Source organism: Streptomyces broussonetiae, from assembly GCF_009796285.1.
GTDB lineage: Bacteria > Actinomycetota > Actinomycetes > Streptomycetales > Streptomycetaceae > Streptomyces > Streptomyces broussonetiae.
This window is the reverse complement of the sequence record NZ_CP047020.1, coordinates 6,209,892-6,222,337: the sequence shown is the minus strand read 5'-3', so window position 1 is coordinate 6,222,337 and position 12,446 is coordinate 6,209,892. Positions and strand designations below refer to the sequence as shown.

The 12,446-nt window shown below is 69.4% G+C and carries 13 protein-coding genes and 1 riboswitch; of the genes, 10 read left to right on the top strand and 3 right to left on the bottom strand.

The genetic code is table 11. The features are described from left to right. The first annotated feature begins 11 nt into the window (after positions 1-11). The 3 genes from GQF42_RS28785 (at position 12) to GQF42_RS28775 (ending at position 2,155) form a co-directional block, all read left to right on the top strand. Positions 12-272 carry a UBP-type zinc finger domain-containing protein gene (locus GQF42_RS28785; protein WP_158924615.1) on the top strand — a complete coding sequence of 87 codons (261 nt, stop codon included), beginning with the start codon at positions 12-14 and terminating at the stop codon, positions 270-272. A gap of 336 nt (positions 273-608) precedes the next feature. Then, positions 609-1,025 carry an ATP-binding protein gene (locus tag GQF42_RS28780; RefSeq protein ID WP_031163342.1) on the top strand — a complete coding sequence of 139 codons (417 nt, stop codon included), beginning with the start codon at positions 609-611 and terminating at the stop codon, positions 1,023-1,025. A 17-nt stretch (positions 1,026-1,042) separates the two neighbouring features. Next, positions 1,043-2,155: an RNA polymerase sigma factor SigF gene (locus tag GQF42_RS28775; protein ID WP_199272838.1), complete on the top strand. Its 1,113-nt coding sequence runs from the start codon at positions 1,043-1,045 to the stop codon at positions 2,153-2,155. A 10-nt stretch (positions 2,156-2,165) separates the two neighbouring features. Here the strand turns inward: GQF42_RS28775 and GQF42_RS28770 are convergent, their stop codons facing one another. Next, positions 2,166-2,624, bottom strand: a complete 459-nt coding sequence (locus tag GQF42_RS28770) for a hypothetical protein (RefSeq protein WP_158924611.1) — start codon at positions 2,622-2,624, stop codon at positions 2,166-2,168. A 140-nt stretch (positions 2,625-2,764) separates the two neighbouring features. On the opposite strand from GQF42_RS28770, the gene GQF42_RS28765 reads away from it, so the two are divergent. After that, positions 2,765-3,733, top strand: coding sequence for a diacylglycerol/lipid kinase family protein (locus tag GQF42_RS28765; protein WP_158924609.1), 969 nt, complete (start codon positions 2,765-2,767; stop codon positions 3,731-3,733). A 320-nt stretch (positions 3,734-4,053) separates the two neighbouring features. After that, entirely contained in the window at positions 4,054-4,311 is a 258-nt protein-coding gene (locus GQF42_RS28760; protein ID WP_003992873.1) for a WhiB family transcriptional regulator, read from the top strand. A 223-nt stretch (positions 4,312-4,534) separates the two neighbouring features. On the opposite strand, the gene GQF42_RS28755 is transcribed toward GQF42_RS28760, so the two are convergent. Beyond that, a complete protein-coding gene (locus GQF42_RS28755) occupies positions 4,535-6,010 on the bottom strand; it encodes a sensor histidine kinase (RefSeq protein ID WP_158924607.1) in 1,476 nt (491 codons plus the stop codon). Between the two features lie 427 nt (positions 6,011-6,437). Next, the gene (locus tag GQF42_RS28750; protein WP_375995514.1) at positions 6,438-7,076 is read right to left on the bottom strand and encodes a TetR/AcrR family transcriptional regulator; all 639 of its coding nucleotides are present in this window, start codon (positions 7,074-7,076) and stop codon (positions 6,438-6,440) included. A gap of 87 nt (positions 7,077-7,163) precedes the next feature. Between GQF42_RS28750 and GQF42_RS28745 the strand changes: the two genes are divergently transcribed. From GQF42_RS28745 to mctP, 5 genes are all read left to right on the top strand, one after another. Beyond that, positions 7,164-7,916 (top strand): SDR family oxidoreductase, encoded by a 753-nt coding sequence (locus GQF42_RS28745; RefSeq protein ID WP_158924603.1) that lies wholly within the window; start codon positions 7,164-7,166, stop codon positions 7,914-7,916. 126 nt (positions 7,917-8,042) lie between these two features. Next, entirely contained in the window at positions 8,043-8,828 is a 786-nt protein-coding gene (gene nagB, locus GQF42_RS28740; protein ID WP_158924601.1) for a glucosamine-6-phosphate deaminase, read from the top strand. Between the two features lie 224 nt (positions 8,829-9,052). Next, the gene (locus GQF42_RS28735) at positions 9,053-9,817 is read left to right on the top strand and encodes a GntR family transcriptional regulator (RefSeq protein ID WP_158924599.1); all 765 of its coding nucleotides are present in this window, start codon (positions 9,053-9,055) and stop codon (positions 9,815-9,817) included. A gap of 444 nt (positions 9,818-10,261) precedes the next feature. Next, on the top strand, positions 10,262-10,525 hold the full coding sequence (locus GQF42_RS28730) for a DUF3311 domain-containing protein (protein ID WP_158924597.1): 264 nt from the start codon (positions 10,262-10,264) through the stop codon (positions 10,523-10,525). Then, entirely contained in the window at positions 10,522-12,138 is a 1,617-nt protein-coding gene (mctP, locus tag GQF42_RS28725) for a monocarboxylate uptake permease MctP (RefSeq protein ID WP_158924595.1), read from the top strand. Before GQF42_RS28730 ends, mctP begins: the two co-directional genes overlap by 4 nt. A gap of 118 nt (positions 12,139-12,256) precedes the next feature. Further along, a riboswitch (cobalamin riboswitch) is annotated at positions 12,257-12,427 on the top strand. Positions 12,428-12,446 lie beyond the last annotated feature (19 nt).

Below are 12,446 nucleotides of genomic sequence, written 5' to 3'. Positions count from 1 at the left end.
ATCTGGCAATCATGAAACAGTGCACGCACTCCGACGCACTACCGCGCCCGGAACCCGAGCCGCTCAACCCGACCTGCCCGGAGTGCCTGCGCGACGGCACGCACCCGGTGCAGCTGCGGCTGTGCCTCAGTTGTGGTCACGTCGGCTGCTGCGACTCCTCGCCGGGGCAGCATGCGACGGGGCACCACAAGGAGTCCGGACACCCGGTCATGCGAACCTTCGAGCCCGGCGAGGACTGGCGGTGGTGCTTCGTGGACCACATCCTCGTCTGAACGGCCTGCCGCGCCGACGGCTTCCCGCCCGGCCGCAGCCCGGCTGCTCGGCGTCCGGGTGCGTTCTCGTGTGACACTGCATGCGGTAGCGGCCGTACGACGGTTCGAGCGTCGGACGCCTGGGTACGTCAACCCGGCGCGCGCTCTTCCCTTTTGGGCCCGCAAACCCTCTAGACACGGAGCGTATCCACAGCTTTACTGTGAGTGACGCCAGGGGGTTGGGGTCCCGGGGACAGGACCGATCGGAGCGCGATAGCGTCACCGCGGAACCACGTACGCGTTACCCCGGGGGGCGACCCTCGGCCCCGTAGAGCTTGTACCACCATGGAGGTGAGGGTGTCCCAGATCGCAGGCGAGCCCACGGCGAATCAGGACTTCGTGGAAGTCCGGCTGCCGGCCGCGGGTGCCTACCTGTCGGTGCTGCGGACGGCCACGGCCGGTCTCGCGGCCCGCTTGGACTTCACCCTGGACGAGATCGAGGACCTGCGCATCGCCGTGGACGAGGCCTGCGCGATCCTCCTCCAACAGGCCGTGCCCGGCTCCGTGCTCAGCTGTGTCTTCCGGCTCGTCGACGACTCGCTGGAGGTCACGGTCGCGGCGCCGACCACGGACGGACACGCCCCCTCGCGGGACACCTTCGCCTGGACCGTGCTCTCGGCCCTCGCGGGCAAGGTCTCGTCCGCCGTCGACGAGGACAAGACCGTGTCGATCAGCCTCTACAAACAGCGCGGCGCGGGCCCCGGCCCGGCGTGAGGAACGGGGACGGTCCGGTGCGGGACGAAGAGCGCGGCACACGGGAGCTGCCGGCCGGGGACGGGGGTGCCCCCTGGCCGAGCGCAGGCGGGATCTCCGGGGAGCCCCCTCGGGACGGTTCGCGGCGCATGGCGGACGGCATCGACAGCATCCCCGAGCAGGCCAGACCGCACCCGGAGGACGACTCCGTGCGGGCCGGCGACGGCGGCGCCGTGCTGGGCGTGCCGCCGAATCGGCCCGGCGGCGCCGAATCCGCCGTCCGCGCAGGTGCGAGGGCTCGGGGAAGGGCTACGGGCGGGACGATGAGCGAGCACGAGCGATACGCCGGGGACGAGGCGCTGGGCGCGGAGGCCGTGCAGGCCGTACAGCACGGCCCCCAGGACCGCAGCGGGGCGCGGGCGATGTTCGTCGAGCTGCGCAAGCTGAACGCGGGCAGCCCGGAGTACGCCGAGCTGCGCAACCAGCTGGTCCGTATGCATCTGCCGCTCGTGGAGCACCTGGCGCGCCGCTTCCGCAACCGCGGCGAGCCGCTGGACGACCTCACCCAGGTCGCCACGATCGGCCTGATCAAGTCCGTCGACCGGTTCGACCCGGAGCGCGGCGTGGAGTTCTCCACGTACGCCACCCCGACCGTGGTCGGCGAGATCAAGCGGCACTTCCGCGACAAGGGCTGGGCGGTGCGCGTGCCGCGCCGGCTGCAGGAGCTGCGGCTCGCGCTGACCACGGCGACGGCCGAGCTGTCCCAGCTGCACGGCCGCTCCCCCACGGTCCACGAGCTGGCCGAGAAACTCGCGATCTCCGAGGAGGAGGTCCTGGAGGGCCTGGAGTCCGCCAACGCGTACTCCACGCTGTCCCTGGACGTCCCCGACACCGACGACGAGTCACCGGCGGTGGCCGACACCCTCGGCGCGGAGGACGAGGCGCTGGAGGGCGTGGAGTACCGCGAGTCCCTCAAGCCGCTGCTGGAGGATCTGCCACCGCGCGAGAAGCGCATCCTGCTGCTGCGCTTCTTCGGGAACATGACCCAGTCGCAGATCGCGCAGGAGGTCGGCATCTCCCAGATGCACGTCTCCCGCCTGCTGGCCCGCACGCTGGCCCAGCTGCGGGAGAAGCTCCTCGTCGAGGAGTGAGCCGGCGGCTCTATTCGCTCCGGCCCGGACCCTTGATGCCGAGGGCCCGGGTCGTCGCGGGATTGACGAGGAGCACCAGCCCCAGCACGGCGACGGCCGCGAGGGCGATGCCCGCGGGGATGGCCATGCTGTCGGCCTTGAGCAGGCTGTAGGCCACCGGAAGCGCCATGAGCTGGGTGATAACCGCCGGGCCCCGGCTCCAGCTGCGCCGCAGCAGCAGACCGCGCGCGGCGAGCAGCGGCAGCAGCGCGAGCACGACGAGGGTGACACCGAGGGACACACCCTGCTGCCGGCCGGAACCGCCGCCGGTGATCCCGAGGACGAGCATCCACAGGCCGCCGACCACCAGGGCGACGCCCTCCAGCACGGCGAGCGCCGCCGCGTACGTCAGCCGGCGCGGGCGCGGCTCGGCGGCGACGGCTTCGGTGGTGTCCGCGGCGCCCTTGGCGGGCTTCTGCTCACTGCTCACCTCAGCAGGGTAGCCGCCGCCCCACGGCCGCAGTTCCGCGCCCCGAGAGCCCGTGGAGTGTCCAGGCTCACGCCCCCCTCTCTTACCCGATCCCTACCTCGGCCTTCGTCGGGTACCCCCCAGTAGGTACGCTGCCATCCATGCGTGCACTTCTCGTGGTCAATCCGGCGGCTACCACCACAAGCGCACGCAGGCGTGACGTCCTGATCCACGCGCTGGCGAGCGAGATGAAGCTGGAGGCGGTCACCACCGAGTACCGCGGCCACGCGCGCGACCTCGGCCGGCAGGCGGCGGACAGCGACGACATCGACCTCGTGGTGGCCCTCGGCGGCGACGGCACCGTCAACGAGGTCGTCAACGGCCTCCTGCACGCCGGTCCCGCCCTGGACCGCCTGCCCGGTCTGGCCGTGGTGCCCGGCGGTTCCACGAACGTCTTCGCCCGCGCCCTGGGCCTGCCCAACGACCCCGTCGAGGCCACCGGGGCCCTGCTGGACGCGCTGCGCGAGAGCAGGGAGCAGGTCGTCGGGCTCGGGCTGACCTCGGGCACGCCCGGCACCGAGGACGAGGCGGTCCCCAAGCGCTGGTTCACCTTCAACGCCGGGCTCGGCTTCGACGCGGGTGTGGTCGGCCGGGTCGAGCAGCAGCGTGAGCAGGGCAAGACGTCGACACACGGGCTCTACGTCCGTCAGGTGATCCGGCAGTTCCTCGGCGAGTCGAACCGCCGGCACGGCGCGATCACGCTCGAACGGCCCGGCGAGGACCCGGTCCAGGATCTTGTGCTCGCCATAGTCTCGAACACGGCCCCTTGGACGTATCTCGGCAATCGCCCCATGTACACGTCGCCTAAGGCCTCGTTCGATACCGGCCTCGACGTACTCGGTCTCAGCCGCCTGTCGGCGACCGCGGTTGCCCGGTATGGCACCCAGTTGCTCACTTCGTCCCCCGAGCGCGGCCCCCATGGCAGGCATGCCCACTCACTGCACGATCTGGACCAGTTCACCTTGCATTCGAAGGCGCCTCTGCCCCTCCAGATGGACGGCGACCACCTCGGGCTGCGTACGAGCGTGACGTTCACAGGCGTACGCCGTGCACTGCGTGTGATTGTGTGAGCGGAAGGGGCCAAAGTCCTTTCACTCGAACGTTTAGGCCAGGATCCACCCCATGGAAGTACGGCTGTGACCTAGTCGACACCGAGGAATCAAAAAAAACTTTCCGGAAGGGGTTGTATCCGCCGCTGAGGTTTGCGAGTCTCTACGTGTCGATCGGGACGGCCCGCAACACCGGCCTCCGCTGATCGACAGAACCCCTCTTCAAACCCAGGACCACGCCGGGAAGATCTCGGCGGTCGGCCCTTCACTTGTTGAGGGATTCGTGAAAGCGTTCACATTCACAAGCACCCAGCACGTAATACCAAGGAGAGGTAGCAGCCATGGACTGGCGTCACAACGCCGTTTGCCGCGAGGAAGACCCCGAGCTCTTCTTCCCCATCGGCAACACCGGTCCTGCGCTGCTGCAGATCGAGGAAGCCAAGGCCGTCTGCCGTCGCTGCCCGGTGATCGAGCAGTGTCTGCAGTGGGCGCTCGAGTCCGGTCAGGACTCCGGCGTCTGGGGTGGTCTCAGCGAGGACGAGCGCCGCGCCATGAAGCGCCGCGCCGCTCGCAACCGGGCTCGTCAGGCCTCCGCCTGACATTCCCACCCCTGCTGACAGCCTGAGCTTGGCGGCGCGTGCACCACGTACGCATCTCCCGCCCCCGAGCCGCAGCGCGCAGTATCCCCCGATGCGCTTAGCGATAGAAGCAGAGCAGCAACGAGCACAAGCCTCGGACCCATGGTGGTCCGGGGCTTTTTGCTGTGCTCAGCAGCGCCGGCCCATGGCCCGCCCCAACCCGCTTGTTCCGCAGGGCCGTTGGCTATTTCTGCGCCCGCACCGGAATGTCGAGGATCACCCGGGTCCCCCGCTCCGGCGCCCTGACCATGTCGAACGAGCCGCCCAGCTCGCCCTCCACCAGCGTCCTGACGATCTGCAGGCCGAGGTTGCCGGAACGGTGCGGGTCGAAGTCCTCGGGCAGGCCGACGCCGTCGTCCTGGACGGTGACGAGGAGGCGGGCCTCCTTGGTCGTGCCGCCGCGGACCGCGGAGACCTCGACCGTGCCGGTGTCGCCCTCACGGAAGCCGTGCTCCAGGGCGTTCTGGAGGACCTCGGTGAGGACCATGGACAGCGGGGTGGCGACCTCGGCGTCGAGGATCCCGAAGCGTCCGCTGCGCCGACCGGTCACCTTGCCCGGCGAGATCTCGGCGACCATGGCCAGCACGCGGTCGGCGATGTCGTCGAACTCCACCCGCTCGTCCAGGTTCTGAGACAGCGTCTCATGCACGATCGCGATCGAGCCGACCCGGCGGACGGCCTCCTCCAGGGCCTCCCGGCCGCGCTCGGAGTCGATGCGCCGGGCCTGCAGGCGCAACAGGGCAGCGACCGTCTGGAGGTTGTTCTTCACCCGGTGGTGGATCTCCCGGATGGTGGCGTCCTTGGTGATCAACTCACGCTCACGGCGCCGCAGTTCGGTGACGTCCCGGCACAGCACCAGCGAGCCGATCCGGGTGCCCTTGGGCTTGAGCGGGATCGCCCGGAACTGGATCACCCCGTCGTTGGCCTCGATCTCGAACTCGCGTGGCGCCCAGCCGCTGGCCACCTTGGCCAGCGCCTCGTCCACCGGTCCGCGCGTCGGGGCGAGTTCCGCGGTCGTCCGCCCGAGGTGGTGGCCGACCAGGTCGGCGGCGAGGCCGAGGCGGTGATACGAGGACAGGGCGTTCGGGGAGGCGTACTGGACGGTGCCGTCCGCGTCGAGCCGGATCAGTCCGTCGCCGACGCGCGGCGCGGCGTCCATGTCGACCTGCTGGCCGGGAAAGGGGAAGGAACCGGCCGCGATCATCTGCGCGAGGTCGGAAGCGCTCTGGAGGTAGGTCAGCTCCAGCCGGCTCGGGGTGCGCACGGTGAGCAGGTTGGTGTTGCGGGCGATCACGCCGAGGACCCGGCCCTCACGGCGTACGGGGATGGACTCGACCCGTACGGGGACCTCCTCGCGCCACTCCGGGTCGCCCTCGCGCACGATCCGGCCCTCGTCCAGGGCCGCGTCCAGCATGGGCCGGCGGCCGCGCGGGACGAGGTGGCCGACCATGTCGTCCTGGTAGGAGGTGGGGCCGGTGTTGGGGCGCATCTGGGCGACCGAGACGTACCGGGTGCCGTCCCGGGTGGGGACCCACAGAACCAGGTCCGCGAAGGAGAGGTCGGAGAGCAGCTGCCACTCCGAGACCAGCAGGTGGAGCCACTCGAGGTCGGAGTCGTCGAGGGCGGTGTGCTGGCGGACCAGTTCGTTCATGGAGGGCACGTCTTGGAGCGTACCCGCACGTTTGAACGTGGCTGAAAACACCCGCGGGCCGCGGCGCCTGGAAGGGACCCTCAACCCTCCCGGCACCGCAGCCCGGAGCATCATCGGCCGTGGGGTGTGCGGTCCCGGTCGGCCGAAGGTCGAGGAGCCGGGGCAGTCAGGGCAGAGAGCTCCGGTTCCTCGATCCGCCTTCCTGTGCGGGGAAGACGGAGGCTTGTGTTCTCTTGGAATTGTGGACTAGACCACAAGGATGTGTCCATGGTCTTGTCGGCATGTACGAGGACCGCGTACGCACAGGCCACCGGCACAAGGCCGCGTACATGAAGCCGCCCGCACGAGGCGCGTGCACAAGGCCGCGTGCACAGAACCTCACGCACAAGGTTGATGGCACTCGATGCCATGCAGCACGCAGCCTAGCCCGCCGGGCTCACTCATGGGGCCAGATGGCCATGGCAATTTCCGCGAGGGCCTCCAGATCCTCCCGGCTCGCCCCGTCCCGCGCCTGCTGGGACATGCCCTGGATCATCGCGCCAGTGTGCCGGGCGAGGGCGCCTGCGTCGGTGCCGGCCGGGAGCAGCCCCGCCGCGACGTCCGCCCGGATCCGGGTGGCGAAGGCGGCGATGTTGGCGTTGCGCCGCTCGCGCAGCAGCCCCTCCACCTCGGCGCTGGAGCAGTTGGTGGCGGCGTGCACGACCAGGCAGCCGTAGGGGTGGGCGGGGTCGGTGTACTCGGCGGCGGCCTCGCGCAGCATGCGCTCCACGGCCGCGCGGGCGGTGGGCTCCTCTGCGAGGGCGCGGTCGCCGAAGGCGCCGTGCGTGTCGGTGTAGACCCGGACGACCTCCTCGAACAGGCTCCGCTTGTCACCGAATGCCGCATACAGACTGGGGGCCCCGATGCCCATGATCCGGGTGAGGTCGGAGACCGAGGTGGCCTCGTAGCCGTGTTCCCAGAAGGCCATCAGCGCCTTCTCCAGTGCGGTGGCCCGGTCGAAGGAGCGCGGTCGGCCGCGCGTCCGGCGGGCGCCGTCCTGCACTGTCGTGTCCTGCCCGTTCACCATGAGGTTCATTTTATAGCGGACCCTAGAAAAATACCGGAGGGATGGTGTACGGTTTTTGTGTAGCGACCGCTAGACAAATGTGAAGGGATGGCGGGGATGGGTGTGCTCACGGGGAGGACGGCGCTGGTCACGGGCGCGAGCCGGGGTATCGGACGGGGAATCGCCGAGCGGCTGGGGCGGGACGGGGCCCGGGTGGCGGTGCACTACGGCAGCGACGCGAAGGCCGCCGAACAGACGGTCGCGGCCATCGAGGCGGCCGGCGGCTCGGCGTTCGCGCTCGGGGTGAGGCTCGGCGAGCCGGGGGACGCCGCGCGCCTGTGGGAGGAGTTCGACCGGCACGCGGACGGCGTGGACATCCTCGTGCACAACGCGGGCATCGGCACCTCCCGCCCCTTCACGGAGATCGACGAGGAGGAGTACGACAGGCTCTTCGCGGTGAACGTGAAAGCGCCGTTCTTCCTCACCCGGCTCGGGGCGGACCGGCTGCGCGACGGCGGACGGGTGGTGAACATATCGTCGGGGCTCGCACGCAACGCCGCGATGCCCCAGTTGCTCGCCTACGCGATGACGAAGGCCGCACTGGACGTCTTCTCGCGGGACCTGTCCAAGCTGCTCGGCCCCCGCGGCATCACGGTGAACTCGGTGGCACCGGGCATCGTGGACACCGACGTCAACGCCGACTGGCTGCGCGGGAGCGAGGAGGCACGGCAGGGTGCGGCGGCCTACTCGGCGCTGGGGCGGGTGGGCGCGCCGGCGGACATCGCCGACGTGGTGGCCTTCCTGGTCTCACAGGACGGCCGTTGGGTGACGGGCCACTGGCTGGACGCGACGGGCGGCTCCCTCACCTGACCATTTCCCGGGCTTTCCCAAGGGACCTTTCCCTCTCCTTGGCCACGCCCACGAACGTCGATTCTGTTAGATTGGTCTAAACCACATAGAGACGCACAGAGCCCACTTCAGAACGGCAGGCCCAGCGTGGAAGTTGTCATCGTTCCGGACGCCGCGGCGGGCGGCGAGCTGATCTCCGAGGCCATGGCCAAGCTGCTGCGACGCAAGCCCGACGCCCTGCTCGGCGTGGCCACCGGCTCCACCCCGCTGCCCATCTACCAGGCACTGACCGCGAAGGTGCGTTCCGGCTCCGTGGACACCTCGCGGGCCCGGATCGCCCAGCTCGACGAGTACGTGGGGCTGCCCGCCGACCACCCCGAGTCCTACCGCTCGGTGCTGCGCCGGGAGGTCCTTGAGCCGCTCGGCATCGGCATGGACGCGTTCCTCGGACCCGACGGCACCGCCGAGGACATCCAGGCGGCGTGCGAGGCGTACGACCGCTCGCTCGCCGAGGCGGGCGGGGTGGATCTGCAACTGCTCGGCATCGGTACCGACGGGCACATCGGCTTCAACGAGCCGTGCTCCTCGCTCGCCTCACGCACCCGGATCAAGACTCTGACCGAGCAGACCCGCGTCGACAACGCCCGCTTCTTCGACGGCGACATCGAGCAGGTCCCGCACCACGTCATCACCCAGGGCATCGGCACCATCCTGGAGGCCCGGCACCTGGTGCTGCTCGCGACCGGCGAGGGCAAGGCGGACGCCGTCGCCGCGACGGTCGAGGGCCCGGTCGCGGCCGTCTGCCCGGCCTCCGCGCTCCAGCTGCACCCGCATGCCACGGTGGTCGTCGACGAGGCGGCCGCGTCCAAGCTGAAGCTCGCCGACTACTTCCGGCACACCTACGCCAACAAGCCGGACTGGCAGGGCATCTAGCCCGGGGCGTCGGTACCGATACGCCGCTGCCCGTGCCGTTGCCCATACCGGTACGGGCAGCGCACACCGAGCCCGATGGACTAGACCAACCTGGAGTGCGACGGTATATAGAGGAGATCACGGAGCGTGCGGGTGGACTCCGGACACACAAAGCCGTGCCACGATGTGAGCCGTGGCCGATGTCAGCCGGTCGCTTTCGGCATCCGGAGCCGGGAAGGCAGAGCATGAGCACCGACGTCAGCAGTGCGGAGAACGAGGCCGGCACGACCGTCCGTACGGCTCGCGTGCCCAAGTACTACCGCCTGAAGAAGCACCTGCTCGACATGACGGAGACGCAGGCCCCGGGCACGCCAGTGCCGCCCGAGCGCACGCTGGCCGCCGAGTTCGACACCTCCCGCACCACCGTCCGCCAGGCCCTGCAGGAGCTGGTCGTCGAGGGCCGGCTCGAGCGCATCCAGGGAAAGGGCACCTTCGTCGCCAAGCCCAAGGTCTCCCAGGCGCTCCAGCTCACCTCCTACACGGAGGACATGCGCGCCCAGGGCCTGGAGCCGACCTCGCAGCTGCTGGACATCGGGTACATCACGGCCGACGAGCGGCTCGCCGATCTGCTCGGCATCTCGGCCGGCGGGCGCGTGCTGCGCATCGAGCGGCTGCGCATGGCCAACGGCGAGCCGATGGCCATCGAGACCACCCATCTGAGCGCCAAGCGCTTCCCGGCGCTGCGCCGGTCCCTGGTGAAGTACACGTCCCTCTACACCGCCCTCGCCGAGGTGTACGACATCCACCTCGCGGAGGCCGAGGAGACCATCGAGACCTCCCTGGCCACCCCGCGCGAGGCGGGCCTGCTCGGCACCGACGTGGGCCTGCCGATGCTGATGCTCTCCCGCCACTCCCTGGACCACGAGGGCAGACCGGTGGAGTGGGTGCGGTCGGTGTACCGCGGGGACCGCTACAAGTTCGTGGCCCGACTCAAGCGGCCTGCCGAGTAGAACAGTCCGGGACTCGTCCCCGTACTCGGCCCCCGTGCTCGGCATCGACTTGCGACGGACGCTGATTGAGTGGGGCCCGACGGTGCGCCACAGCTTTCCGAGAATGTGGAGAGCTGAGTGACCCCGCCCTGCACGCCGAGGCGCTCGGTCTCCTGCAGGAGCATCCGGCGATCGACACGGCCCGCGCGGAAGTGCGGAAAGGGGCGAACATCACGCTGCGGGAGATTCGGGATCCACCTGGCTGTCCGGCTCGCGAAGTCTTCGCGGCACTCTGCGACTTCGTGGTGACCGAGCCGCTGAGAGCCCACCGCGGCCGTACCGGGGAACCCGCGATCCGGAATCCGGACGAGGTCTTCCGCTGGGGTCCTGCGTCACCTAGATTGCCTGCGCATTACACAGGTGATCGCATTACCCGGGTGATCAACGAGGGGACGGAGTCGCGGCATGTCCGATACACCAGAAGTGAGACCACCGGTCGTGACACCGGTCCGCGTGATCATCGGCCTGTGTCTCGTCGCACCCTTCGTGGCGATGCTGTGGGTCGGCTCGTACGCCAAGACGGATCCCGCGTTCATCGGGATCCCGTTCTTCTACTGGTACCAGATGCTCTGGGTGCCGATCTCCGCCGCACTCACCATGACGGCGTACAAGCTGTGGCAGTACGACCAGCGCTCCCCGACCGCGCCCCAGGGCGGTGAGGCGAAGTGAAGAACGGGGTCAACGGCGTCGCGCTCGGCGTCTTCATCTTCTTCTTCCTGGCCGTCACGGTCATGGGCTTCCTCGCCGCACGCTGGCGCAAGGCCGAGAACGAGCACTCGCTGGACGAATGGGGCCTGGGCGGACGGTCGTTCGGCACCTGGATCACCTGGTTCCTGCTCGGCGGGGACCTGTACACGGCGTACACCTTCGTCGCCGTGCCGGCGGCGGTCTACGCGGCGGGCGCGTCCGGCTTCTTCGCGGTGCCGTACACGATCCTGGTCTACCCGCTGATCTTCACCTTCCTGCCGCGCCTGTGGTCGGTCTCGCACCGCCACGGGTACGTCACCACCTCGGACTTCGTCCGGGGCCGGTTCGGCTCGAAGGGCCTGTCGCTCGCGGTGGCGCTGACCGGAATCCTCGCGACGATGCCGTACATCGCGCTCCAACTCGTCGGCATCCAGGCCGTGCTGGACGTGATGGGGGTCGGCGGCGGGGACAACACCAACTGGTTCATGAAGGACCTGCCCCTGCTGATCGCCTTCGGCGTGCTGGCGGCCTACACCTACTCCTCCGGCCTGCGCGCGCCCGCCCTGATCGCGTTCGTCAAGGACGCCCTGATCTACATCGTCATCGCGGTGGCGATCATCTACATCCCGATCAAGCTGGGCGGCTTCGACGACATCTTCGCCAAGGCGGGCCACGCGTTCAGCCAGGTCAGCCCCGCCACCGGCAAGCCGCGCGGCGCGCTCGCGCCGCCGGAGGCGGGCCAGTGGACCTACGCCACCCTGGCCCTCGGCTCGGCCCTGGCCCTCTTCATGTACCCGCACTCGATCACCGCGACCCTGTCGTCCAAGAGCCGTGAGGTGATCCGCCGCAACACCACGATCCTGCCGCTGTACTCCCTGATGCTCGGCCTGCTGGCCCTGCTGGGCTTCATGGCGATCGCGGCCGGCGTGAAGGTCACCAACGGCCAGCTGGCGATCCCGCAGCTGTTCGAGGACATGTTCCCGGACTGGTTCGCGGGCGTGGCCTTCGCGGCGATCGGCATCGGCGCGCTGGTGCCGGCGGCGATCATGTCGATCGCGGCGGCGAACCTCTTCACCCGCAACATCTACAAGGACTTCATCAAGCCGGACGCCACGCCGAGGCAGGAGGCCCAGGTCTCCAAGATCGTCTCGCTGCTGGTGAAGTTCGGCGCCCTGCTCTTCGTCCTGACCATGGACAAGACCGTCGCCATCAACTTCCAGCTGCTGGGCGGCATCTGGATCCTGCAGACCTTCCCGGCCCTGGTCGGCGGCCTGTTCACCCGCTGGTTCCACCGCTGGGCGCTGCTCACCGGCTGGGCGGTCGGCATGATCTACGGCACGGTCGCCGCGTACGGTGTCGCCTCCCCGACCCAGAAGCACTTCGGAGGCTCGTCGAAGGAGATCCCGGGCATCGGTGAGATCGGCTACATCGGCTTCACGGCGTTCGTGCTCAACGTGGCGGTCACGGTGGTCCTCACGCTCGTCCTGCGGGCCGTGAAGGCCCCCGAGGGCATCGACGAGACCAGGCCGGAGGACTACACGGCGGACGCGGGCGACCAGGGTGTCGAAACGGAACTGGTGGGCGTCGCCCACTGACGCACGTCGTACGCGGCACACCACCACAGCGGGCCGCCGGGGGACGAACCCACGGCGGCCCGTTTCGCATACCTCCCGTCATACACAAGTTGACGCTCTGAAGCCAGCGCAACACACAACAGACACAACATCTGGTGGTGCCACGACAGCCCGGCACTAGATGTATGCTCATCCTCGCTGTCGTCGCAGGGGAATCCGGTGTGAATCCGGAACTGTCCCGCAACGGTGTACTTGTGCGCGTATGCGCCCAGGAGTCAGTCCGAGGACCTGCCGGCAGCGTGCGCCCGGCCGTCCGGCCCGGGTGCCTT